Annotated in this window: 23 protein-coding genes and 1 riboswitch; of the genes, 10 read left to right on the forward strand and 13 right to left on the reverse strand. The window is 72.3% G+C overall.

Features of this window, described 5'->3' with window-relative positions; genetic code table 11:
- The 11 genes from ribD to ABZK10_RS10845 all read right to left on the reverse strand — a co-directional run bounded on the left by ribD (position 1) and on the right by ABZK10_RS10845 (position 10,602).
- A complete protein-coding gene (gene ribD / locus ABZK10_RS10795) occupies positions 1-1,104 on the reverse strand; it encodes a bifunctional diaminohydroxyphosphoribosylaminopyrimidine deaminase/5-amino-6-(5-phosphoribosylamino)uracil reductase RibD (protein ID WP_436408510.1) in 1,104 nt (367 codons plus the stop codon).
- Positions 1,105-1,176: 72 nt separating this feature from the next.
- A riboswitch (FMN riboswitch) is annotated at positions 1,177-1,321 on the reverse strand.
- A 77-nt stretch (positions 1,322-1,398) separates the two neighbouring features.
- Positions 1,399-2,127, reverse strand: coding sequence for an HAD family hydrolase (locus ABZK10_RS10800; protein WP_353809202.1), 729 nt, complete (start codon positions 2,125-2,127; stop codon positions 1,399-1,401).
- Positions 2,124-2,708 (reverse strand): GNAT family N-acetyltransferase, encoded by a 585-nt coding sequence (locus ABZK10_RS10805; protein WP_353809203.1) that lies wholly within the window; start codon positions 2,706-2,708, stop codon positions 2,124-2,126. Before ABZK10_RS10805 ends, ABZK10_RS10800 begins: the two co-directional genes overlap by 4 nt.
- Complete coding sequence (gene trpS / locus ABZK10_RS10810) at positions 2,705-3,715, reverse strand: tryptophan--tRNA ligase (protein WP_353809204.1); 1,011 nt, start codon at positions 3,713-3,715, stop codon at positions 2,705-2,707. Before trpS ends, ABZK10_RS10805 begins: the two co-directional genes overlap by 4 nt.
- An 18-nt stretch (positions 3,716-3,733) precedes the next feature.
- Positions 3,734-4,570 carry an exodeoxyribonuclease III gene (locus tag ABZK10_RS10815; RefSeq protein WP_353809205.1) on the reverse strand — a complete coding sequence of 279 codons (837 nt, stop codon included), beginning with the start codon at positions 4,568-4,570 and terminating at the stop codon, positions 3,734-3,736.
- Positions 4,571-4,580: 10 nt separating this feature from the next.
- Positions 4,581-5,846 carry a YihY/virulence factor BrkB family protein gene (locus tag ABZK10_RS10820; protein WP_353809206.1) on the reverse strand — a complete coding sequence of 422 codons (1,266 nt, stop codon included), beginning with the start codon at positions 5,844-5,846 and terminating at the stop codon, positions 4,581-4,583.
- A 28-nt stretch (positions 5,847-5,874) separates the two neighbouring features.
- On the reverse strand, positions 5,875-6,639 hold the full coding sequence (locus ABZK10_RS10825; RefSeq protein ID WP_436408511.1) for a succinate dehydrogenase iron-sulfur subunit: 765 nt from the start codon (positions 6,637-6,639) through the stop codon (positions 5,875-5,877).
- Between the two features lie 2 nt (positions 6,640-6,641).
- Positions 6,642-8,450, reverse strand: coding sequence for a succinate dehydrogenase flavoprotein subunit (gene sdhA, locus ABZK10_RS10830; RefSeq protein WP_353809207.1), 1,809 nt, complete (start codon positions 8,448-8,450; stop codon positions 6,642-6,644).
- A 7-nt stretch (positions 8,451-8,457) separates the two neighbouring features.
- Positions 8,458-8,901, reverse strand: a complete 444-nt coding sequence (locus ABZK10_RS10835) for a succinate dehydrogenase hydrophobic membrane anchor subunit (protein ID WP_353809208.1) — start codon at positions 8,899-8,901, stop codon at positions 8,458-8,460.
- A gap of 13 nt (positions 8,902-8,914) precedes the next feature.
- Entirely contained in the window at positions 8,915-9,340 is a 426-nt protein-coding gene (gene sdhC, locus ABZK10_RS10840) for a succinate dehydrogenase, cytochrome b556 subunit (protein WP_353809210.1), read from the reverse strand.
- 110 nt (positions 9,341-9,450) lie between these two features.
- The gene (locus tag ABZK10_RS10845; RefSeq protein WP_353809211.1) at positions 9,451-10,602 is read right to left on the reverse strand and encodes a glycosyltransferase family 4 protein; all 1,152 of its coding nucleotides are present in this window, start codon (positions 10,600-10,602) and stop codon (positions 9,451-9,453) included.
- A gap of 81 nt (positions 10,603-10,683) precedes the next feature.
- Here ABZK10_RS10845 and ABZK10_RS10850 point away from each other — a divergent pair, with 81 nt between their 5' ends.
- From ABZK10_RS10850 to ABZK10_RS10895, 10 genes are all read left to right on the forward strand, one after another.
- Positions 10,684-11,805: a mannose-1-phosphate guanylyltransferase gene (locus ABZK10_RS10850; RefSeq protein ID WP_353809212.1), complete on the forward strand. Its 1,122-nt coding sequence runs from the start codon at positions 10,684-10,686 to the stop codon at positions 11,803-11,805.
- Between the two features lie 178 nt (positions 11,806-11,983).
- Positions 11,984-13,075, forward strand: coding sequence for a BMP family lipoprotein (locus tag ABZK10_RS10855; RefSeq protein ID WP_436408512.1), 1,092 nt, complete (start codon positions 11,984-11,986; stop codon positions 13,073-13,075).
- A 172-nt stretch (positions 13,076-13,247) separates the two neighbouring features.
- A complete protein-coding gene (locus tag ABZK10_RS10860) occupies positions 13,248-14,762 on the forward strand; it encodes an ABC transporter ATP-binding protein (RefSeq protein ID WP_353809213.1) in 1,515 nt (504 codons plus the stop codon).
- Entirely contained in the window at positions 14,759-16,069 is a 1,311-nt protein-coding gene (locus tag ABZK10_RS10865) for an ABC transporter permease (protein ID WP_353809214.1), read from the forward strand. The genes ABZK10_RS10860 and ABZK10_RS10865 overlap by 4 nt, the downstream gene beginning before the upstream one ends.
- Entirely contained in the window at positions 16,066-17,352 is a 1,287-nt protein-coding gene (locus tag ABZK10_RS10870; protein WP_353809215.1) for an ABC transporter permease, read from the forward strand. Before ABZK10_RS10865 ends, ABZK10_RS10870 begins: the two co-directional genes overlap by 4 nt.
- A gap of 4 nt (positions 17,353-17,356) precedes the next feature.
- Entirely contained in the window at positions 17,357-17,785 is a 429-nt protein-coding gene (locus ABZK10_RS10875) for a cytidine deaminase (protein WP_353809216.1), read from the forward strand.
- 58 nt (positions 17,786-17,843) lie between these two features.
- Complete coding sequence (locus ABZK10_RS10880; RefSeq protein WP_353809217.1) at positions 17,844-19,145, forward strand: thymidine phosphorylase; 1,302 nt, start codon at positions 17,844-17,846, stop codon at positions 19,143-19,145.
- A 77-nt stretch (positions 19,146-19,222) separates the two neighbouring features.
- Entirely contained in the window at positions 19,223-20,341 is a 1,119-nt protein-coding gene (locus tag ABZK10_RS10885; RefSeq protein ID WP_353809218.1) for an adenosine deaminase, read from the forward strand.
- A 30-nt stretch (positions 20,342-20,371) separates the two neighbouring features.
- A complete protein-coding gene (locus ABZK10_RS10890) occupies positions 20,372-20,830 on the forward strand; it encodes a PTS sugar transporter subunit IIA (RefSeq protein WP_353809219.1) in 459 nt (152 codons plus the stop codon).
- Complete coding sequence (locus tag ABZK10_RS10895; RefSeq protein WP_353809220.1) at positions 20,827-21,111, forward strand: PTS sugar transporter subunit IIB; 285 nt, start codon at positions 20,827-20,829, stop codon at positions 21,109-21,111. Before ABZK10_RS10890 ends, ABZK10_RS10895 begins: the two co-directional genes overlap by 4 nt.
- On the opposite strand, the gene ABZK10_RS10900 is transcribed toward ABZK10_RS10895, so the two are convergent.
- Both ABZK10_RS10900 and ABZK10_RS10905 read right to left on the reverse strand, forming a co-directional pair.
- Positions 21,060-22,238 carry a hypothetical protein gene (locus ABZK10_RS10900; RefSeq protein WP_353809221.1) on the reverse strand — a complete coding sequence of 393 codons (1,179 nt, stop codon included), beginning with the start codon at positions 22,236-22,238 and terminating at the stop codon, positions 21,060-21,062. The genes ABZK10_RS10895 and ABZK10_RS10900 overlap by 52 nt on opposite strands.
- Positions 22,239-22,249: 11 nt before the next feature.
- A complete protein-coding gene (locus ABZK10_RS10905; RefSeq protein ID WP_353809222.1) occupies positions 22,250-23,947 on the reverse strand; it encodes a phospho-sugar mutase in 1,698 nt (565 codons plus the stop codon).
- Positions 23,948-23,950 lie beyond the last annotated feature (3 nt).

Here is a 23,950-nt window from a genome sequence, read left to right on the forward strand (position 1 = left end):
TCAGTTCCTTCCGTTCGGGCCGTCCGCCGCGGCACCTGGCCGAGGGGAAGCGGGGCGGGCGACGACGAGGACGTCGTCGCCGAGTCGTGCGACGTGGGTGGTCTCGAGCCGCAGCGCCTCGGCGATCGTGCCGATGCCGAGGTCGCCGACGGCGAGGCGCGGCCCGCCGAGCAGGGCGGGCGCGAGGTAGACGACGACCTCGTCGACGAGGCCGGCGGCGAGGAACGCGGTGGCGAGCGTCGGCCCGCCCTCGACGAAGAGCGAGCGGATGCCGGTGCGCCGGAGCGCGTCCAGGTCGCCGGCGAGGTCCTCTCCCGTACGCCGGAGCGCGGGGTGCGCGCCGTGCAGCACCGCCGCGTCGGCGGGCACGTCGCGACGGCCGAACACGACCGGCACCGGCTGGTCGGCGAGCAGTCCGCCCGTCGCATCGCGCGCGGTGAGGGCGGGGTCGTCGGCGAGCACCGTGCCGGTGCCGACGGCGATCGCGTCGGCGGCGGCCCGGCGCGCGTGCACGTCGGCCCGCGCCTCGGGGCCGGTGATCCAGCGGCTCGTGCCGTCGGCCGCGGCGATGCGCCCGTCGAGCGTCGACGCCCACTTCACCGTGGTGAACGGCCGGCCGTGACGGGCGGTGAACAGCCAGTCGGCGAGGAACGACTCGGCCTCGTCGGCCAGCAGCCCGCGCTCGACGTCCACGCCGCCGTCGCGCAGGCGCGCGCCGCCTCCCGCGGAGTGCTCGCCGGGGTCGGCCACCGCGTAGACGACGCGGGCGACGCCGGCCTCCAGGAGCGCCTGCGCGCAGGGTCCGGTGCGGCCGGTGTGGTTGCACGGTTCGAGCGTGACGATCGCGGTCGTCCCGCGGGCCGCGCCCGGAGCGAGCCGGGCGAGCGCGTCGACCTCGGCGTGCGGCGTGCCGGCGCCGCGGTGCCAGCCCTCGGCGACGACCTCGCCCGCGGGGGAGAGGAGCACGCAGCCGACCTGCGGGTTGATGCCGCGCGCGGGCCCGCGTGCGGCGAGCTCGAGCGCCCGGCGCATGGCGCGGGCCTCCGCGGCGCGCGCGTCGGAGGCGCCCGCGGGTGCGCGGTGCGCGGCGCTGGTGCTGCCCATGGTCCCGACTCTCGTCCTCGCGGACTCCGGGGCTCGGCAACGCCGATCAGGCCGCCGGCGCGGACGCCTGCGGCACGTGCTGCCTCCCATCCGGACTTTCACCGTCGGTACCGGAATTCCACCGGTTCGGCCTCGCACCCGACCCAACTGAGATCGAGCGCTCGGTTCGCGGACTGTCACCGCCGGCTCGGACTTTCACCGACCCCGGAGCACGTTTCTTGTTCTCGAGTGTAGATCAACGTCGGCGGGAGCGGGATATTCCCGCCGCCCCGGGGCGTCCCAGCCGCGCGGCGCTCAGCCGGCGACGATCGGCGGCAGCGCGTCCAGGCCCGTGATGCGTCGCACGTCGAGCGCCGACGCCTCCGCGGCATCCGCGGTGTCGGGCTGCGAGCCGAGCCGGTCGAGCCAGACGCCCGCGAGGCCGGCGCGGGCGGCTCCGATCGCGTCGGTGCGCAGCCGGTCGCCCACGTAGAGCACGCGCGCCGGGGCGGTCGCGAACCGCTCGCACGCGTGCAGGAAGATCGCCGCGTCGGGCTTGGTCACGCCGAGCGCGCCCGATGCCACGACGTGCTCCATCGGGGCGTCGAGCCCGACGGCGCGGAGCTTCGCCGACTGGAAGTCGTGCTCGCCGTTGGTGATGATGCCGAACCGGACGCCGGGCGCCACCCCGCGGAGCGCGTCGAGGGCGGGCAGGGCGTCGTCGTGCAGCGCCCACGCCGCGCGATAGCGCGCGAAGTACCCCGTGAACCACGCACTCGCGCCGTCGTCGTCGAGCGCGTGCCCGTGCGCGGCGGCGAAGGCACGCGCCCGGGCACGTCGTTGGCCCTCGAAGTCGGTCTCGCCCGCGAGGTAGCGGTGGTAGTGCTCCTCCTCGAGGTCGCGCCAGAGGCGCGTGGTTCCCGGCTCGTCGAGCAGTTCGTATCGCTCGGCCCGGGCATGGGCGAGGATGCCCGCGTCGACCGCGGCGCGGTGGTCGAGCAGCGTGTCGTCCAGGTCGAACAGGACGACGTCGAATGCGCTCATCCGACCACGCCGGGGGGCCACGCGTGCGCGCCGCCCCGCGCCGGGTCGCGGTGCGCCACGGCGTGCCAGGCGGGGGCGGAGGAGCCCTCGCGCAGGCGCACCCGCCGACGGTCGCGCGGGTCGAACGCGAAGCCCGCGGCGCGGGCGACGCGAGCGGATGCCACGTTGCCGGCGACGGCCTCCCACGCGACCTGGTCGGCGTCGAGCCCGGCCGGGTCGAACGCGTAGGCGACGACCCGCCGCGCCGCCTCGGCCATCACGCCGTCGCCCCGGTGCTCGCGCCCCAGCCAGTAGCCGATGCTCGTGCGCGCCGTGCGGAGCCCGACGACACCGAGCAGCAGTTCGGGCCGCTCGCGTCGCCGGATCGCCCAGGTGCGCTCGCTGCGGTCGGCCCAGCCGTTCGGCACGAACTCCTCCACGAACCCGACGGCGTGCCGGCGCTCGTACGGCCACGGGGTCGTCACGGTGTGCTCGAACACGGGGTCGGTGCAGTAGCGGGCGATGTCGTCGACGTCGGCCGCGCGGGGCTGGTCGAGCACGAGGCGCTCGGTCTGCAGCACGACCGGGTCGGCGGGGCTCATCGGCGGCGGATGAAGCCGACCGCGTCGTACACCTTCGCGAGCGTCTCGCGCGCGACCGCGTCGGCCTTCTCGGCGCCGACGGCGAGCAGTCGGTCGAGTTCGGCGGGGTCGTCCATGAGTTCGAGCGTGCGTGCGCGCACGGGCTCGATGGCGGCCACCACCAGGTCGGCGAGCTCGACCTTCAGGTCTCCGTAGCCGCGGCCCGCGTACTCGGCCTCGAGCTCGGCGATGGTCTTGCCGCTCACCGCGGAGTGGATGTCGAGCAGGTTGGAGATGCCCGGCTTCGCCGCCCGGTCGAAGCGGATCTCGCGCTCGGTGTCGGTGACCGCCGAGCGGAACTTCTTCGCCGTGCGCTTCGGGTCGTCGAGCAGGTTCACGAGCCCCGCGTCGGACGCTGCCGACTTCGACATCTTCGACGTCGGGTCCTGCAGGTCGTAGATGCGCGCGGTCACCTCGGGGATGTACGCCTCGGGGATGCGGAACGTCTCGCCGAACCGGCTGTTGAACCGGCCCGCGAGGTCGCGGGTGAGTTCGAGGTGCTGGCGCTGGTCGTCGCCCACCGGCACGAGCGCGGTGTCGTAGAGCAGGATGTCGGCGGCCATGAGCACCGGGTAGGTGAACAGGCCCACCGTCGTGGCATCCGTGCCCTGCTTCGCGGACTTGTCCTTGAACTGGGTCATGCGGCTCGCCTCGCCGAAGCCCGTGATGGTCGACAGCACCCAGGCGAGCTCGGCGTGCGCGGGCACGTGCGACTGCACGAAGAGGGTCGACTTCTCGGGGTCGATGCCCGCGGCGATGTACTGGGCGGCGGTGCGCCTCGCCGACTGGCGCAGGGCGGCCGGGTCCTGCGGCACGGTGATGGCGTGCAGGTCGACGACGCAGTAGTACGCGTCGTAGCGCTCCTGCAGCGCGACCCAGTTCACGAGGGCGCCGAGGTAGTTGCCGAGGTGCAGCGAGTCGCCCGACGGCTGCATCCCGGAGAAGAGCACGGGGGTGGTGGAGGTCATGGTTTCGTCCTTGCGGGGTCAGATGGCGTAGTCGACGACGACGGGAGCGTGGTCGGACCATCGCTCGTCGTAGGCGTCGGCGCGGTCCACCGAGTAGTCGACGACGGATGCCGCGAGCGGGCCGGTCGCGAGGTGGTAGTCGATGCGCCACCCCGAGTCGTTGTCGAACGCCTTGCCGCGCCACGACCACCACGTGTACGGGCCCTCGACCTCGCCGTGGTGGCGGCGGCCGACGTCGACCCAGCCGAGGCCCGCGCCGGCGTTGTAGCCGTCCTCGTCCTCGGCGCCGACGAACCGGTCGAAGTACGCGCGCTCCTCGGGGAGGAACCCGGCCTTCTTCCGGTTGCCACGCCAGTTGCGGATGTCCAGGGTGCGGTGCCCGACGTTCAGGTCGCCGACGACGACCGCGTGCTCCGCGTGCGCGGCGAGCCGGGGGAGCCGCTCCTCCATGGCGTCGAGGAAGCGGTACTTCTCGACCTGCTTCGGGGTGTCCGCCTCGCCCGAGTGCACGTAGGTGCTGACGACCGTGATCGCCGAGCCGTCGAAGTCGTAGTCGGCCTCGAGCCAGCGGCCCGCCGAGTCGAACTCGTCGGGGCCGAGGGCGACCCGGTGGATGCGGGCGGGCCGGCGGCTGGCGAGCGCGACGCCCGCGCGACCCTTCGCGGATGCGGGGTCGTGCAGCACGTCCCACTCCTCGCCCAGCAGGCCGGTCAGGTCGTCGGTCGACGCGCGCACCTCCTGGAGGGCCAGGATGTCGACGTCGCGCGCGGCGAGCCAGTCGCCCATGCCCCGCCGGAACGCGGCCCGGATGCCGTTGACGTTGACGCTGGCGACGCGGACGGGCTTCGTGGGCATGCCGAGAATTCTAGGGGAGGCGGGCGACATCCTCCGCGTCGAAGCGGGCCTGGAGACGCTCCAGGCGCTGCTCCGCGCGGGCGAGCCGGCGCCGGGCCGACGGGCGGCGGAAGAACCCGGCAGCATCGACGTCCTCCTCGGCGTCGCGCACCGCCACGCGGGCGGCGAGGAGCTGGGCGTTGCGTTCGCGTTCGCGTCGCTCGCGCTCGAGCTGCTCGGGGGTCACGCGGCGCAGCGTCTCGTTGCGGTCGGCGGCCGCGACCGAGATCCAGGAGGCGGCGACGAGCGTGATGATGCTCGTCAGGTTGAACCAGAGCAGCAGCGCGATGAAGACCGTGAAGGTGGCCAGCAGCGGATTGCGGCTGGCGGCGCCGAGCACCGTGCTCCCGAGGGCCTGCACCACGCCCAGCGCGATCGCGCCGAGGATCGAGCCCGGCCACAGGCGGTGCCACGGCACCGCGGCGCCCGACAGGAACCGGAACATGGTCGCGAGCACCGCGGTGTTCAGCAGGAGCACGGCCACGAGGCCGCCCAGCCGCACGACGAGGCCGGTCCAGCTCGAGGCGAGATCGAGCCCGATCACGTTGCGCACCCACTCGAACGCGGTGGTCGTCGCCACGCTGAGCGAGGCCGTGAGCACGAGCACCGCCCCGAAGATGATGGCCATCACGAAGTCGCGCGCCTTCAGCAGCACGTACGCGCGCGCGTCGCGCGCGAGGCCGAACATCGAGCGCACCGCGATGCGCGAGTAGGTGATCCAGCTCACGGCGGTCCAGAGCAGACCGCCGACGGCGATCACGCCCGTGATCGTGAAGAGGCTGAGGCTCTGCGTCGCGAGCCTCGTCAGCTCGTCGGTGTCGATGACCCCCTCGACGTCGTCGGCGGAGATCAGCCCGGGCACGTAGGTGTTGATGAGCTCGACCAGCGCGGTGAACACCTCGGGGTTGCCGGTCAGCCACAGGCCGGCCACCGAGAAGGCGACGAACATCGCGGCGAACACCGCGAACAGCGCCATGTAGCTCATGCCCGCCGACATGAGGAATCCGTTGCGCCAGAGGAAGTTGCGCCAGACGCGCACCGGGAAGATCTCCATGGTGCGGCGGGTCAGGGTCGTGACGGCGCTGACCGGCTCCTCGAAGCGATCGCGCAGGCGCACCGTGACGGCCTCGAGGCGCCCGCGGGTCTCGCCGACGCCCTCCTCCTGCTCGTCCCGGGGGTCGCCCGAACCGGTCGGCACGGCGGCGATGCGCCCGTTCCGGTTCCCCCGATCGCTCACGCCGCCCGACTCCTCCGGAGGATGGTGCCTACGGCTTGCCGCGCATGATGGCCTGCTTGACCTCCGAGATCGCCTTGGTGACCTCGATGCCGCGCGGGCACGCGTCGGAGCAGTTGAAGGTCGTGCGGCAGCGCCACACGCCCTCCTTGTCGTTCAGGATGTCGAGGCGCACCTGCGCCGCGTCGTCGCGCGAGTCGAAGATGAAGCGGTGCGCGTTCACGATCGCCGCCGGCCCGAAGTACTGGCCGTCGGTCCAGAACACCGGGCACGACGTGGTGCACGCGGCGCACAGGATGCACTTCGTGGTGTCGTCGAAGCGCTCGCGGGCGACGACGTCCTGGATGCGCTCCTTGCCGGGCTCCGGGGCGGAAGTGGCCTGCAGGAACGGCTGCACCTCGCGGAACGACGCGAAGAACGGCTCCATGTCGACCACGAGGTCCTTCTCGAGCGGCAGGCCCTTGATCGCCTCGACGTAGATCGGCTTCGAGATGTCGAGGTCCTTGATCAGCGTCTTGCAGGCGAGGCGGTTGCGCCCGTTGATGCGCATCGCGTCGGAGCCGCAGATGCCGTGGGCGCACGAGCGACGGAAGGTCAGCGACCCGTCCTGCTCCCACTTGATCTTGTGCAGGGCGTCGAGCACGCGGTCGGTCGGGTACATCTCGACGTCGAAGTCCTGCCAGCGCGGCTCGGCGTCGGCATCGGGGTCGAACCGGCGGATGATGAAGGTGACGGTGAAGGACGGAACGGCGGTCTCGGCCTCGGGTGCATCCGCGTCCATGGTGGCGGTCGACACGATCAGTACTTCCTCTCCATCGGCTGGTAGCGGGTGATGGTCACGGGTTTCCAGTCGAGCGAGATGTGGTCGTCGGCGTGCGACGAGTGCGGGTCGCCCGTGAGGTAGGCCATCGTGTGCTGCATGTACTGCTCGTCGTCGCGATCGGGGAAGTCGTCGCGCATGTGGCCGCCGCGACTCTCCTTGCGGTTGCGGGCCGAGTAGACGACGACCTCGGCGAGGTCGAGCAGGAAGCCCAGCTCGACGGCCTCGAGGAGGTCGGTGTTGAAGCGGGTGCCCTTGTCGTGCACGGCGATCTTCGTGTACCGCTCGCGGAGGCCGGCGATCACGTTCGTCACGTGCTCGAGCGACTCGTCGGTGCGGAACACCTGCGCCGAGCGGTCCATCTCGTCCTGCAGCTCCTTGCGGATCGCGGCGATCCGCTCGGTGCCCGTCGAGGCGCGGAGCTGCTCGAGCATGCCGCGCACGGCGCCCGCGGGGTCGTCGGGCAGCGGCGTGAACTCGGCCGTCTTCACGTACTCCACCGCGTTGCGGCCCGCGCGCTTGCCGAAGACGTTGATGTCGAGCAGCGAGTTGGTGCCGAGGCGGTTCGAGCCGTGCACCGACACGCAGGCGCACTCGCCCGCGGCGTACAGGCCCGGGACGACGGTCTCGTTGTCGCGCAGCACCTCGGCGCTGACGTTGGTCGGGATGCCGCCCATCGCGTAGTGCGCGGTCGGCATGACCGGAACGGGCTCGTACACCGGGTCGACGCCCAGGTACGTGCGCGCGAACTCGGTGATGTCGGGGAGCTTCGTCTCGAGGACCTCGGCGCCCAGGTGCGTGCAGTCGAGCAGCACGTAGTCCTTGTGCGGGCCGGCTCCGCGTCCCTCGGCGACCTCCTGGACCATGCACCGTGCGACGATGTCGCGCGGGGCGAGGTCCTTGATGGTCGGGGCGTAGCGCTCCATGAACCGCTCGCCCGAGGCGTTGCGCAGGATCGCGCCCTCGCCGCGGGCGCCCTCGGTGAGGAGGATGCCGAGTCCGGCGAGGCCGGTCGGGTGGAACTGGAAGAACTCCATGTCCTCCAGCGGCAGGCCCTTGCGCCAGATGATGCCGACGCCGTCGCCGGTCAGGGTGTGGGCGTTGGAGGTGGTCTTGTAGATCTTCCCGAAGCCGCCCGTGGCGAAGATGATCGCCTTGGCCTGGAACACGTGCAGCTCGCCCGACGCCAGGTCGTAGGCGACGACGCCCGACGGCTGCTCCACGCCGTCGACCTCGGTCATGACCACGTCGAGGGCGTAGTACTCGTTGTAGAACTCGATGCCGTGCTTGACGCAGTTCTGGTACAGCGTCTGCAGGATCATGTGGCCCGTGCGGTCGGCCGCATAGCAGGCGCGGCGCACGGGCGCCTTGCCGTGGTCGCGGGTGTGGCCGCCGAAGCGGCGCTGGTCGATCTTGCCCTCGGCGGTGCGGTTGAACGGCAGCCCCATGTTCTCGAGGTCGATGACCGCGTCGATGGCCTCCTTCGCGAGGATCTCGGCCGCGTCCTGGTCGACGAGGTAGTCGCCGCCCTTGACGGTGTCGAAGGTGTGCCACTCCCAGCTGTCCTCCTCGACGTTCGCCAGCGCGGCGGCCATGCCGCCCTGCGCGGCGCCCGTGTGCGAGCGCGTCGGGTAGAGCTTCGAGATCACCGCGGTCTTCGCGTTCGGCCCGGCCTCGATGGCCGCGCGCATGCCCGCGCCTCCGGCGCCGACGATCACGATGTCGTACTGGTGGTAGTGGACGCCGTCGACCACGGTGGACTCGGCGGTGGCGTTCGCGGGATTCACAGGACTCCTAGGCGGCGGGGCAGAACGAGGGGAGCAGCTCGGCGGGCGAGCCGGCCGGGCACGCGTCGAACGTGAAGATGACGAGGGTGCCGAGTACGAGCAGCACGACGACGGACGCCAGGAGGGCGCCCTTCAGGGTGACCTGCACGCGTCCGGGGTTCGTGTAGTCGTTCACGAGCGTGCGCATGCCGTTCGCGCCGTGGATGAGCGCCAGCCAGAGCAGCAGGCAGTCCCACCACTGCCAGAACGGGCTGGCCCACTTGCCGGCGACGAAGCCGAAGTCGATGGCCTTGACGCCCTCGCCGACGAGCAGGTTGACGAAGAGGTGGCCGAAGATCAGCACGACGAGCACGATGCCCGAGACGCGCATGTAGATCCAGCCCCACTTCTCGAGGTTCGGGCCTCGACGCGCGGGACGGCTGGGGGAGCGGGGGGCTTCGATGGTGGTCACGGTCGCGCCCCTCCTAGTGGCTGAAGACGTTCATCAGGTGCCGCGGCACGAACCCGAGCATCGTGATCACCCAGAGGCCGATGACGATGTAGAACAGCAGGCGCTGGTGCCGGGTCGCCCAAGCCCAGAAGTCGACCAGGATGATGCGCAGGCCGTTGTAGGCGTGGAAGACGATCGCACCGACCAGGGCCACCTCGCCGAGCCCCATGATCGGCGTCTGGTAGGCGCCGATCACGACGTTGTACGCCTCCGGGCTCACCCGCACCAGTGCGGTGTCGAGGATGTGCACCAGCAGGAAGAAGAAGATGGCGACGCCAGTGATGCGATGCAGCACCCACGACCACATGCCCTCGTTGCCCCGATACAGCGTGCCGCCGGGCCGGGATCGCTTCACCGGCTCCTCGGGCGCTGTCAGGGTTCCTGCCGTCGATTGCGACATGAAACGACCCTCCCTGGCTGTGGTGGTTGCCCGGAACACGGGCGCGGATGCATGCGGCATCCAGCGCCGAGTCTAGTCCCGCTCCCGGCGGCATCGCCGGTTAGGTCACCCTAACCCTGTGTACTCGCGACCGCGCCGGCGGCGGCTGCGGCCCGCCCTGCGACGACCGCGTCGTAGTGCGCGAAGAGCTCGCCGCAGACGTGCGCCCACGACCGCTCGCGGACGGCGCGCCGACCCGCCTCGCCGATGCGGGCGCGGCGCGCCGGGTCCGCGACGAGCCCGGCCACGGCGGCGGCGAGGGCGTCGTCGTCGTCCGGAGCGTAGAGCAGGCCCGTGCGCCCGTGGTCGACGAGGTCGATCGGGCCGCCGGCGCGCGGCGCGACCACGGGGCATCCGCTCGCCTGCGCCTCCTGGATGGTCTGGCCGAAGGTCTCCTCGGTGCCGGTGTGCACGAACACGTCGAGGGCGGCGTAGGCGGTGCGCAGCTCGTCGCCCGTGAGCTGGCCGAGGAACGTGGTGGGCACGCCACGCAGCGCGCGGCGCACGTCGGGCGCGGCGGGGCCGTCGCCGACGACCGCCAGCCGGATGTCGCGGAGGCCCCGGAGCGCGCGGAGGCGCTCGACGCGCTTCTCCGGTGCGAGCCGGCCGACGTAGCCGACGAGCACCTCGCCGCCCGGGGCGAGCGCACGGCGCAGCGCGCGGGTGCGTGCGTCGGTGCGCAGGTTCGGGTGGAACCCGTCGAGGTCCACCCCGCGGCCCCAGCGGGCGATGCGCGGCACGCCGAGCGCCTCGAGCTCCGCGACGGCGGCGCCGGACGGCGCGAGCGTGAGGCCGGCCTGCTCGTGCACCCGACGCACCCAGGCGCGCGCGAGCCGGGCCGCCCCGCGTCCCCAGCGGTGCCGCAGCGCGTACCCGGCGACATCGGTCTGGTAGACGGCGACGCTCGGCACGCCGAGCCGGCGGGCGGCGGCGATGCCCTCGGCGCCGAGCAGGAACGGGGACGCGGCGTGCACGAGGTCGGGCCCGAACGCCTCGAGCGTGCGCTGCACGCTCGGGCCCGGCAGCCCCACCGGGAAGCGGCGGTATGCCACCGCCGGCACTCCGACCACCGGGTGCCCCGCATACGTGCCGTCGCCGTCCGTCGGCGCGATGACGACGGCCTCGTCGCCGCGCTCCCGGAGCGCCTCGAGGATGCGGCACACGCTGGTCGTGACCCCGTTGACCGTGGGAAGGAAGCTCTCGGTGACCACCGCGACTCTCACGGTCGTGACGCTACGGAGGGGAGGTGGCGGCCCGTGGAACGCGTCATGAACGCGACACGGCGACGGGGTAGCCTGACGCGCATGACGGAGACCACAGCGCTCGAGCGCTTCTACAGCGTGATCCCCGCCGGCGGCATCGGCTCCCGCCTGTGGCCGCTGTCGCGCGCCGACGCCCCGAAGTTCCTGCACGACCTGACCGGGTCGGGCCAGACCCTGCTGCGCGACACCTGGGAGCGGCTCGCGCCGATCGCCGGCGACCAGCGGATCATGGTCGTCACCGGGCGCGCGCACCGGGCCGCCGTCGAGCAGCAGCTGCCGGCGCTCACCGACGAGAACATCGTGCTGGAATCCGAGCCGCGCGACTCGTCGGCCGCCATCGGGCTGGCCGCCGCGATCCTGGAGCGACGCGAGCCGGGGGTCATCGTGGGCTCGTTCGCCGCCGACCACGTGATCGGCCAGGGCGAGGGCTTCCGCGCCGCCGTGCGCGAGGCGATCGCCGCGGCGGACGCCGGGTACATCACCACCATCGGCATCGCGCCGACCGAGCCCGCGGTCGGGTTCGGCTACATCCACACGGGCGAGGCGCTCGAGGTCGCCGGCGCCGAGCACGCGCTCGCCGTGTCGGAGTTCGTCGAGAAGCCCGACCTCGACACCGCGAAGCGGTACGTCGAGGGCGGCGACCACCTCTGGAACGCGGGCATGTTCATCGCCCGGGCCGACCGGCTGCTCGAGGAGCTGCGCCGCTCGCAGCCCGAGCTGCACGCGGGGCTCGTGGAGCTCGCGGCGGCGTGGGACGATCCCGTCACGCGCGGACCCGCCGTCGACCGCATCTGGCCGACGCTCACGAAGATCGCCATCGACTACTCCGTCGCGGAGCCCGCGGCGGCGGCCGGGCGCCTCGCGGTCATCCCCGGTCGCTTCGACTGGGACGACGTCGGGGACTTCGCGTCGCTGGCGAAGCTCAACACCGCCGGACGGGCCAGCGACCTCGCGATCCTCGGCGAGCACGCGCGGGTGCTCGCGGACGCGTCGAGCGGCATCGTGGTGAGCCGATCCAAGCGCGTGATCAGCCTGATCGGGGTGCGCGACATCGTGGTGGTCGACACGCCCGACGCCCTGCTGGTGACGACGAGCGAGCATGCGCAGCGGGTGAAGTCGGTCGTCGACGCGCTGCGCATGGGCGGCTCGAGCGACGTGCTCTGACCCCCGGTCGAGGGGCCGGATGCGTCGTGCGGCCGTGCTCATCTGAGCACTATGTCGCGGCTTCATAACCTTTCGCGCGCGGGCGATGCACGATACAGAGCCGTAACGCAACATTGAGTAACGTGACAGCCACGAGCCCCGCGCGTGTCGGGGCGCACCCCCGCACTTGGAGGACACAGTGACCATCTCGATCCGGAAGGCCGCGACCGGTGGCTTCGCCACGCTCGGCGCCATCGTGCTGCTGGCAGGCTGCGCGTCGGCTCCCGAGGAGGAGACCGGCGGCGAGGCCGCAGAGGCCATCGACTACCTGCCCTGCATCGTCTCCGATGCCGGCGGCTTCAACGACAAGTCGTTCAACCAGCTCAGCTTCGAGGGCGTCCAGGAGGCGGCCGACGAGCTCGGCACCGACTTCATCGACGTCGAGTCGAACGCCGAGACCGACTACGGCCCCAACCTCGAGAGCCTCGTCTCGCAGGGCTGCGACACCATCGTGACCGTCGGCTTCGCGCTGTCGGCCGACACCGTCGAGTCCGCGAACGCCAACCCCGACCTCGAGTACGTCCTCATCGACGACGCGGCCGACAACGACTTCGACGGCACCAAGGACGCCGAGAACGTCAAGCCGCTGCTGTACGACACCGCGCAGGCCGCGTTCCTCGCGGGCTACCTCGCCGCGGGCTACTCGGAGGCCGGCAAGGTCGGCACCTTCGGTGGCATGGAGTTCCCGACCGTCACCATCTTCATGGACGGCTTCAAGCAGGGCGTCGACTACTACAACTCGGAGAAGGGCGCCGACGTCGAGGTCATCGGCTGGGACGGCTCGACCGGTTCCTTCACGGGTGGCTTCGAGGCCAACCAGGACGCCAAGAACGTCGCGCAGAACATCATCGACCAGGGTGTCGACGTGCTCCTGCCGGTCGGCGGCCCGATCTACCAGTCGGCGATCGCCGCGATCGACGACTCGGGCGAGGACATCGCGCTGATCGGCGTCGACGCCGACTTCTACGAGACCGACCCGACGACGCAGCCGTACGTGCTCACGTCGATCCTCAAGGGCATGAAGGTCTCGACCTACGAGGCCGTGCTCGCCGCGGGCATGGACGAGTGGGACCCCGAGGCATACATCGGCACGCTCGAGAACGACGGGGTCGGCATCGCGCCGTTCCACGACTTCGAGGACGCCGTGTCCGACGAGCTCAAGCAGGAGATCGAGGACCTCAAGGCCGGCATCATCGACGGCTCGATCGAGGTCACCTCGTACCTGAGCTGACCTGAGGCGACCGACGACGGGGAGGACGGCCACGCGGCCGGCCTCCCCGTCGCGTCTCTCTCCGGCTCCCACCGCCTGCGCATCCGCGCAGACCGGCCTGCATCTGCGCGCATCCGTGCGAATCCCCGTGAGACCCTGCCGCCGACGGCGGCCCCGTCAATAGGATCGGACCATGAAGCTCGAACTCCGAGGCATCACCAAGCGCTTCGGCTCGCTCGTCGCCAACGATCACATCTCGCTCACCGTCGAGCCGGGAGAGATCCACTGCCTCCTGGGCGAGAACGGCGCCGGCAAGTCCACCCTCATGAACGTGCTCTACGGGCTGTACCGTGCCGATGAGGGGGAGATCCTCCTCGACGACCGGGTGCAGCACTTCGAGGGGCCCGGCGATGCGATGGGCGCGGGCATCGGCATGGTGCACCAGCACTTCATGCTCATTCCCGTCTTCACCGTTGCCGAGAACGTCATGCTGGGCCACGAGGAGACCTCGTTCGGCGGCCGCCTGGACCTGCCCGCCGCGCGCGCGAAGGTCCGCGAGATCTCCGAGCGCTTCGGCTTCCACGTCGACCCCGACGCGATCGTCGAGGACCTCCCGGTGGGCGTGCAGCAGCGGGTCGAGATCATCAAGGCCCTGTCACGTGACGCCCGCGTGCTCGTCTTCGACGAACCGACCGCGGTGCTGACCCCGCAGGAGACCGACGAGCTGATGGGCATCATGCGCCAGCTCAAGGAGGCCGGGGCGTCGATCGTCTTCATCACCCACAAGCTCCGCGAGGTGCGCGAGGTCGCCGACCGCATCACCGTGATCCGGCTCGGGAAGGTCGTCGGCGAGGCCGAGCCGACCGCCTCCAACGCCGAACTGGCCTCCCTGATGGTCGGCCGCGCGGTCGAGCTCACCGTGCAGAAGGACCCGCCGAAGCTCGGCGACGAGGCCCTCGTCGTGAAGGACCTGACGGTCAGCGACCCGACCGGCCTCGTGATCGTCGACGACGTCTCCTTCCATGTCCGCGCGGGCGAGATCCTCGCGGTCGCGGGCGTGCAGGGCAACGGGCAGACCGAGCTCGCCGAGGCGATCCTCGGCCTGCAGGACCACGTGAGCGGCTCGATCATGCTCGACGGGAAGGAGCTGGTCGACGCGTCGGTGCGTGACACGCTCGACGCCGGCATCGGCTTCGTGCCCGAGGACCGCACGGTCGACGGACTGGTCGGGGAGTTCACGATCGCCGAGAACCTCATGCTCGACCGCAGCTTCGGCGAGCCGTTCGTGAAGGGCGGGAGCCTGCAGCTGAAGCACCGCGACGACTTCGCGCGCGAGAAGCTCGCCGAGTTCGACATCCGCGCACCGGGCATCGAGACCCCGGCGGGCCGGCTCTCGGGCGGCAACCAGCAGAAGGTCGTCGTGGCGCGCGAGCTCTCGCGCGACCTGCGCCTGTTCGTCGCGGCCCAGCCGACGCGCGGCGTCGACGTCGGGTCGATCGAGTTCATCCACAAGCGCATCGTGGAGACGCGCGACGCGGGCGTCCCCGTCGTGGTCGTCTCCACGGAGCTCGACGAGATCGAGGCCCTCGCCGACCGCATCCTCGTCATGTACCGCGGCAGGGTCGTCGGGATCGTGCCCGCCGACACCCCGCGCGACGTCCTCGGCCTCATGATGGCCGGCGAGCGCCCCGAAGGAGCAGCCGCATGAGCACGGCCAAGAGCCCCGAGACCGAGCTCCCGCCCCCGTCGGCGGACGACCCCCACGCGCCGCCCGGCGTCGACCGGTGGCAGAGCGCCTGGCGCAACGTCGTCACCGGCAACGCCCTGATCTCGGTGCTGTCGGTGCTGCTGGCGATCATCGCCGGGTCGATCATGATCGCCTTCACCGACGAGCAGGTGCAGGAGGCCGCGACCTACTTCTTCTCGCGTCCCTCCGACACGATCGAGGCGATCTGGAACGCCGTCTGGGGTGCCTACACCGCGCTCTTCCAGGGTGCCGTGTACAACTTCCGCGCCGACTCGTTCGTCACCGCGATCCGGCCGCTCACCGAGTCGCTGAACTTCGCCACGCCGCTCATCGTCGCCGGCCTCGGCGTCGGGCTGGCGTTCCGCGCCGGCATGTTCAACATCGGCGGGCAGGGGCAGATGCTCATGGCCGCGGCGGCAGCGGGCTGGGTGGGCTTCAGCCTCGACTCGCCCTGGCCGATCCAGATGATCATCGCGGTGTTCGCGGGCCTCGCCGCCGGCGCGGTCTGGGGCGGCATCGTCGGCGTGCTCAAGGCGCGCACCGGCGCGCACGAGGTGATCGTCACGATCATGCTCAACTACGTCGCGTTCTACCTGCTGTCGTACATGCTCTCGACCCAGGGCCTGTTGCAGGCACCCGGGTCGAACAACCCGAAGACCCCGCCGATGGACCCCGGGGCGATCTTCCCCGAGATCCTGGGGCCCCGCTTCAACCTGCACCTGGGCTTCCTGCTGTCGCTCGCCGCCGTCGCATTCGTGTGGTGGCTGCTGAACCGCTCGAGCCTCGGCTTCCGGTTCCGCGCGGTCGGCGAGAACCCCGCCGCGGCGAAGGTGGCCGGCATCAACGTGGGATTCGTGTACATCACCGTGATGGCCATCGCCGGTGCGCTGGTCGGCCTCGCCGGCGTCGACCAGGTGCTCGGCACCACGACCAGCGGCTTCAGCGTCGGCATCGACGCCGGCATCGGCTTCGACGCGATCACCGTCGCCCTGCTCGGGCGCTCGACCCCGCTCGGCATCCTCGCGGCGGGCATCCTCTTCGGCGCGTTCAAGGCGGGCGGGTTCGCGATGCAGGCCTCCCAGGGCGTGCCGATCGAGATCGTGCTGGTCGTCCAGTCGCTCATCGTGCTCTTCATCGCGGCGCCCCCGCTGGTGCGCGCGATCTTCCGCCTGCCGCAGCCGGGTCAGCCGACCCGGAAGGAGCGGAAGGCCAAGCAGGCCCGCGCAGCCGCCGATACCGGCTCCACGACGAAGGGGGTGGACCAGTGACCACCACCGCTCCCGCACCCGCCTCGGCGACTCCCGAGGCGCAGCACCGCGTCGCGGTCGTCAGCTGGAAGGTGCCGATCGCGTTCGCCGTCTTCACCGTGCTCCTGGCGGTGCTCTACGCGCTCGCCCCGCGCGAGGGCGACACGACCTTCCGCCTGGCCGTGGGGTCGGACATGTTCGCGCTGCCCGACCTCGTGCTGCCGGCCACCGCGACGGCCTGGGTCACGGTCGTGATCATGGCGCTCGCGACCGGTTCCAGCGCGTGGCTGTCCCGGCAGCGGCGGAAGACCCCGCTCTGGCTGGTCATCGTCTACACGATAGCCGTGCTGGTCGGCTTCCTCGCGTGGGCCGCCGCCGGCGGCACGGTGCCGATGGTCGGCCTCCTCGGCGGCGCGCTCGGCCTCGCGGTCCCGATCATCTTCGGCGCCCTCGGCGGCGTGATCGGCGAGCGCGTGGGCGTCGTGAACATCGCGATCGAGGGGCAACTGCTCGCCGGTGCCTTCTCGGCGGCCGTCGTCGGCTCCATCACCGGGGTCCCGATCGCCGGGCTGGTCGCTGCGATGGTCGCGGGCATGCTCGTCGCGCTCGTGCTGAGCGTGTTCGCGATCACCTACTACGTCAACCAGGTCATCGTCGGCGTGGTGCTGAACGTCCTGGTCATCGGCGTGACCAGCTTCATGTTCTCCCAGGTGCTGGTGCCGAACGCGCAACTGCTCAACTCGCCGACGCGCTTCCAGAACCTGCCGATCCCCATCCTCGGCGAGATCCCGCTGATCGGTCCGATCCTCTTCCGGCAGACCATCGTCGTGTACATCATGTACATCGCCGTGTTCCTGGTCTGGTGGGGCATGTTCCGCACCAAGTGGGGCCTGCGCCTGCGCGCAGTTGGCGAGCACCCGCAGGCGGCCGACACCGTCGGCATCAAGGTGGCCGCGACCCGGTACTGGAACATGCTGCTCGCCGGCGCGATCGCCGGCATCGGCGGCAGCTTCTTCACGCTCGTCTCGGTGCCCGCGTTCAACCGCGAGATGACGGCCGGTGCCGGCTTCATCGCCCTGGCGGCGGTCATCTTCGGCAAGTGGGACCCGATCCGGGCGACCCTCGCGGCGCTGTTGTTCGGCTTCGCCTCGAACCTCCAGGGCATCCTCGGCGTCCTCGGCTCGCCGGTGCCCAGCCAGTTCATGCTGATGCTGCCGTACCTCGTGACCATCTTCGCGGTCGCGGGCCTGGTCGGGCGATCGCGTCCGCCCGCCGCATCCGGCATCCCCTACGAGAAGCAGTGACGCCATGACGCTCCCCGATGCCGCGACCGTCGACTGGGCGGCGCTGCGCCAGGCCGCATCCGCCGCGATGGCCAAGGCCTACGTGCCGTACTCCCGCTTCCCGGTCGGCGCGGCGGCGATCGCCGACGACGGCCGCATCGTCAGCGGCTGCAACATCGAGAACGCCTCCTACGGGGTCACCCTGTGCGCCGAGTGCTCGCTCGTCTCCGAGCTGGTCATGACCGGCGGCGGGCGGCTCACCGCGTTCGCGTGCGTCGACGGCAACGGCGCGGTGCTGATGCCGTGCGGCCGCTGCCGGCAGCTGCTGTACGAGCACTCGGTCGAGGGGATGCTGCTCGACACCGTCTCGGGCATCCGCACGATCGACGAGGTGCTGCCCGACGCGTTCGGCCCACGGCAGCTCGACGAGTACCGCGCAGCCGCCGAGGGCTGACGCCGCACACGATCCACCCGGCGCCCGAGCGCGCCATGCGACACGAAGGAGCACCACCGTGGCATCCGTCGAGGCGTTCGACGCCGTCGATCTCATCCGCACCAAGCGCGACGGCGGCGAGCTGTCGGGCGACCAGGTCGCCTGGCTCGTCGACGCGTACACCCGCGGCTACGTCGCCGACGAGCAGATGTCGGCGATGACGATGGCCATCTTCCTGAACGGCATGTCCCGCGGCGAGATCCGCGACCTGACGATGGCGATGATCGCCTCGGGGGAGCGGATGGACTTCTCCGGCCTCGGCAAGCCCACCACCGACAAGCACTCGACGGGCGGCGTCGGCGACAAGATCACGCTGCCGCTCATGCCCCTCGTCGCGACGTTCGGCGTCGCGGTGCCGCAGCTGTCGGGCCGCGGGCTCGGGCACACCGGCGGCACGCTCGACAAGCTCGAGTCGATCCCGGGCTGGCGCGCGACGCTCAGCAACGACGAGATCATGGCGCAGCTGCGCGACGAGGGCGGCGTCATCTGCGCCGCCGGGTCGGGCCTCGCGCCCGCCGACCGCAAGCTCTACGCGCTGCGCGACATCACCGGCACGGTCGAGGCCATCCCGCTCATCGCCTCGTCGATCATGTCGAAGAAGATCGCCGAGGGCACCGGTGCGCTCGTGCTCGACGTGAAGTTCGGCTCGGGCGCCTTCATGCAGGAGACCGAGCGCGCCCGCGAGCTCGCGCAGACCATGGTCGAGCTGGGGGCGGATGCGGGCGTCGCGACCTCCGCGCTGCTGACGAACATGCACGTGCCGCTCGGGCGCACCATCGGCAACGCGAACGAGGTGCGCGAATCGGTCGACGTGCTCGCCGGCGGCGGCCCCGCCGACGTGCGCGAGCTCACCGTCGCGCTGGCCCGCGAGATGCTCGCGCTGGCCGGGCAGGACGACGTCGACGTCGAGGCGGCGCTGGACGACGGCCGCGCGATGGACACCTGGCGGCGCGTGATCCGCGCGCAGGGCGGCGACCCCGACGCCCCGCTGCCCGAGGCGCGCGAGCACCACGTCGTGACGGCCGACCGCGACGGCGTGCTCGTCGAGCAGCAGGCGCTGCCGTTCGGCATCGCCGCCTGGCGCCTGGGTGCGGGACGCGCCCGCAAGGAGGACCCCGTGCACCACGAGGCCGGGGTCGAGCTGCACGCGAAGCCCGGCGACCCGGTGCGCGCCGGCCAGCCGCTGTTCACGCTCTCGGCCGACCGTCCCGAGCGGTTCGCCCGCGCGCTCGACGCGGTCGAGGGCGCGTGGCGCATCGGCGACCCCGGCGACCCGGTCGACGACGGCGGGCCCCTCGTGCTCGAGCGCATCACGGCCTGACCCGACGCGCCCGACCGCGCCGCCGGTGCTGCGAGATTGCCGAGACTTCCCCGGCGGGCCGCCGGTACATTGGGATCGTGAACACGACATCGCCGGAGTACCGGCTCGAAGGCGGCGGAGCCGACATCCGGGCCCTGCCGAAGGTCTCGCTGCACGACCACCTCGACGGCGGACTGCGCCCGCAGACCATCATCGAGCTGGCCGACGACATCGAGCTCGAGCTGCCGAGCACGGACGCGACCGAGCTGGGCGACTGGTTCGCCACGCAGGCGAACTCGGGCTCGCTGGTCGAGTACCTGAAGACCTTCGACGTCACCACCGCCGTCATGCAGACCCGCGAGGGCCTGACGCGCGTCGCGCGCGAGTTCGTGCAGGACCTCGCCGCCGACGGCGTCGTGCACGGGGAGATCCGCTGGGCGCCCGAGCAGCACCTGGCGCGCGGCCTGAGCCTCGACGACACGGTCGAAGCCGTGCAGGAGGGCATCGAGGCGGGTATCGACGACGCGCGCCGCGGCGGCCGGCAGATCGGCATCGGCCAGCTCGTGACCGCGATGCGCCATGCAGACCGGGCCCTCGAGATCGCCGAGCTGGCGGTGCGCCATCGCGAGCGCGGCGTCGTCGGGTTCGACATCGCCGGCGCCGAGGCCGGGTTCCCGGCGAGCCGGCACCGCACCGCGTTCGACTACCTGGCCGGGCAGTTCCTGCCGGTCACGGTGCACGCGGGCGAGGCCGACGGCCTCGAGTCCATCCGCGGCGCCCTGGTCGACGGACGTGCACTGCGCCTCGGCCACGGCGTGCGCCTGGCCGAGGACGTGACGATCGAGCGACAGGACGACGAGAACACCTACGTCACGCTCGGCCGGCTCGCCCAGTGGGTGCGCGACCGCGAGATCGCGCTCGAGACGAGCCCGTCGTCGAACCTCCAGACCGGCGCGATCGCCGCATGGGGCGACGAACTCGTCGACCACCCCTTCGACCTCCTCTACCAGCTCGGGTTCCGCGTCACCGTGAACACCGACAACCGCCTGATGAGCGCCACGACGCTGACCCGCGAGCTCGCCCTCCTCGCCGACACCTTCGGGTACGACCTCGGCGACCTCGAGACGTTCCAGCTGCACGCCGCCGCCGCCGCGTTCCTGCCGCTCGACGAGCGGGACGCGCTCGCCGAGCGCATCGTCGCCGGGTTCGCGGCCTGAGCGCCCGCCCGATCGACCGGAGAGCACCGGATGCCCCTTCCCCCACTTCCCGACAGCGCCATCGCCCTCGCGGTCGATGCGGCGGACTGGCGCGCCGCGGTGCGGGCGGCCGGCGCGGCGCTCGCCGCCTCGGGATCGACGACCGCCGCCTACGCCGACCGCATGGTCGACGTCATCGAGGAGTACGGCGCATACGTCGTCGTCGCGCCGGGTCTCGCCCTCGCGCACGCCCGGCCCGGCCCCGAGGTGCTCGCAGAGGGCATCAGCGTCGTCACGCTCGCCCACCCGGTCGCGTTCGGCCACGCCCACAACGACCCGGTGCAGGTCGTGGTCGGCCTCGCCGTGCGCAACGCGGAGGCCCACGTGGCATCCGTCGCCGAACTGGCGAACGTGTTCAACGACGACGCCATCGTGGCCGCCATCGCCCGTGCAGACGAGCCCGGCGAGATCCGTGCACTGCTCGGCGCGCCGGAGGGCGACGCGCGATGAGGATCGTCACGGTCTGCGGCGTCGGGATCGGCACCTCGGCGATCCTGAAGGCCAATGCCGAGCGTGCACTCGACCGCCTCATGCTCGAGGCGGACGTGACGGCGAGCGACGTCGACGGCGTCGCGGTGGCCGCGGAGGATGCGCAGGTGATCCTCACGTCGCCCGAGCTGGAGGCGCGCGTGCGCGAGGAGACGGCCGGCATCCACGCCGAGATCGTCGTCGTGCGGAACTACTTCGACGTGGACGAGATCGCGTCGTTGCTGGAGTCGTCGATCGGCTGACCGGGATCGCGGCGTGCGCGCCGCATCCAGGCCAGCAGCGCGAGCGCGGCGAACGGCGTCGCGAACGGCAGGGCGGGGGCCAGCAGGGCGCCGAACGCCGCGACGGCCAGGCCGGCGACCGTGGCGACGGTCGTGCGCGCGGCGCCCGCCAGTGGCACGACCGCCCAGACGAGGCAGCCGGTCGCGACGGCCAGGGCGAGCATGCCGGGGAGCACGTCGGCCGCCGAGCCGTCCCGGGCGACCGCGCCCGCCGCGAGCAGGTGCCAGGCCGGCGTGAGCTCGACCACCGCGAGCGCCGCGAGCGGCACCACCACGCCGCGCACGGGGGTCGCCGACCGGCGGACGCCCACGATCAGCACGGCGACCAGCAGCGGCACCGCCGAGATGCCGGCGATGGCGAGGCCGACCACCAGCGCCCCGGTGCCGTCGAGGCCGCCGGGTCGCATCGTGCCGGTCAGCGCCACGACGATGCCTCCGGTGCCGCCCAGCAGCCCCAGCCAGGCCAGTACCGCGACGGCCGGCCAGGCGCCACGGGGCACCGCTCCCCGCCGCGGGCGCGACCGGTGCTCGGCCCCGCGGAGCACCTCGACCAGGAGGACGGCCGCCGGGGGGACCATCGAGAACGCCGGATTCGCACCGGCGAGTCCCGCGAGCGGCGCGAGGACGACGCCCACCAGTACGGACACCGCGGCCCGGACGCCGGTGCGCGGCATGCGGCTGCGGCCCACGGCGTCCAGCAGCAGCGCGATGGCGACGACGCCGATCACCCAGCCGATCGCGACGAGTGGGAACAGGATGCGGGTGAGCGGCGGATCCGGCAGCCCGGCGTCGGCCGCCTCGAAGCCCTGGCCGAGCCCGATGGCCGCGAGCGCGGCGCACGCGTACCCCGCCGCCCCGAGCACCGCGACCCCGGCGGCGCGCCACGGTCCGAGCACTCCGCCGCCGACGAGCGCGGCGACGAACGCGCAGACCGTGAGGGTCGGCACGAGCCACCAGAACACCACCGTGAGCACGAGGCCCGCCGGCTCCGGCAGCGGATTCCAGAAGACCTGGGCCAGCCAGCCGACGACCGCGACGCCGAGCGCGACGGCGGCCAGCGGTGCGGGGAACCGGCTCGCCGGAGGCATCCGCTCCACCCTCAGCCGATCAGGGCGCGCATGCCGCGGTCGAGGGCGGCAACCCGGGCCGCCGCGGTCGCCCGGCGCTCGGCCGCGTCACCCGACGCGCTGGACGCGTCGAGGTACGCCTTCAGCTTGGGCTCGGTGCCGCTCGGGCGCACCATGACGCGGGATCCGTCCGCCAGCACGATGCGCAGCACGTCGCTCGGCGGCAGGTCGCCGAAGCCGTCGGAGAAGTCGTCGATGCGCTCGACGCGCACGTCGCCGATCGCCGCGGGCGGGTCGGCGCGCAGGCGCGACATGATCTCGCCGATGCGCGAGAGGTCGGTGACCCGCAGCGAGACCTGGCCCGAGGCGAACGCGCCGAAGCGGTCGGCGAACTCGTCGAGCCGGTCGGCGACCGTGCGGCCCTCGGCGGCGAGCTCCGCGGCCAGCGAGAGGAATGCGACCGCCGCGGAGATGCCGTCCTTGTCGCGCACCGTGCCGGGGTTCACGAGGTAGCCGAGCGCCTCCTCGTAGCCGAAGACGAGGTCGGGTGCGCGCGAGATCCACTTGAAGCCCGTGAGCGTCTCGCGGAAGTCGAGCCCGTACGCCTCGGCGATCACGCCGAGCGCGGGGGACGAGACGATCGAGCACGCGAGCGTGCCGTCGGGCGCGCCGTCGCCCGGGCCGTCCGCGGCCAGTTCGGCCTGACGCCAGCCGAGGAGCTGGCCGATCTCGTTGCCGGTGAGCCGGCGGTAGCCCGCGTCGGCGGAGGCGTCGGGGATCGCGACGGCGAGGCGGTCGGCGTCGGGGTCGTTGGCGATCACCAGGTCGGCGCCGACCTCGCGGCCCTTCGCGAGCGCGAGGTCCATCGCGCCGGGTTCCTCCGGGTTGGGGAACGCGACCGTGGGGAACGCCGGATCGGGATCGATCTGCTCGGCGACCAGGGCCGGCTCGTCGAACCCGGCCCGCTGCAGCACGCGCCGGGTGGTCTCCCAGCCGACGCCGTGCATGGCCGTGTAGACGGCGACCGGCTGCGCGCGCGGCGGCACCGCGACCCGGGCCGTCGCCTCGACGTACGCGTCGACGACCGACTCGTCGGCCGTCTCGAACTCCGCGCGCGGCAGCAGCGGCACCTGCGTGCCCGCGGCCACCGCGAGGATGTGCTCGGCGATCTCGCGATCGGTCGGCGAGACGATCTGCGAGCCATGGTCGTCGCCGCCGAGGTAGACCTTGTAGCCGTTGTCGTTCGGCGGGTTGTGCGAGGCCGTGACCATCACGCCCGCGCTGGTGCCGAGGTGGCGCACGGCGAACGCGAGCACCGGGGTCGGCAGCAGCCGCGGCAGCAGGATGGCGCGCACCCCGGCGCCGGCGAGGATCGCGGCGGAGTCCTCGGCGAACACCCGCGAGTTGCGGCGGCCGTCGAAGCCGATCACGACCGACGGCGTCTCGCCCTCGGCGGCGTGCTCGCACAGGAAGGCGGCGAGCCCGGCGGCGGCCTGCGACACGAGCACCCGGTTCATGCGGTTCGGCCCGGCCGCGATCTCGCCCCGGAGCCCGGCGGTGCCGAAGTCGAGGCGCGAGTCGAACCGGTCGTGCAGGTCGCGTTCGGCATCGGGGTCGCCGGCGCGCGCGCGCTCGAGCAGTGCGCCGAGCTCCTCGCGGGTCTCGGGGTCGGGGTCCTGGTCGAGCCACGCCTCGGCGCGGGCGATGAGTCCCTCTGCGATGTCGGCCATCGC

This window comes from Agromyces sp. SYSU T00194 (genome assembly GCF_040496035.1).
GTDB lineage: Bacteria > Actinomycetota > Actinomycetes > Actinomycetales > Microbacteriaceae > Agromyces > Agromyces chitinivorans.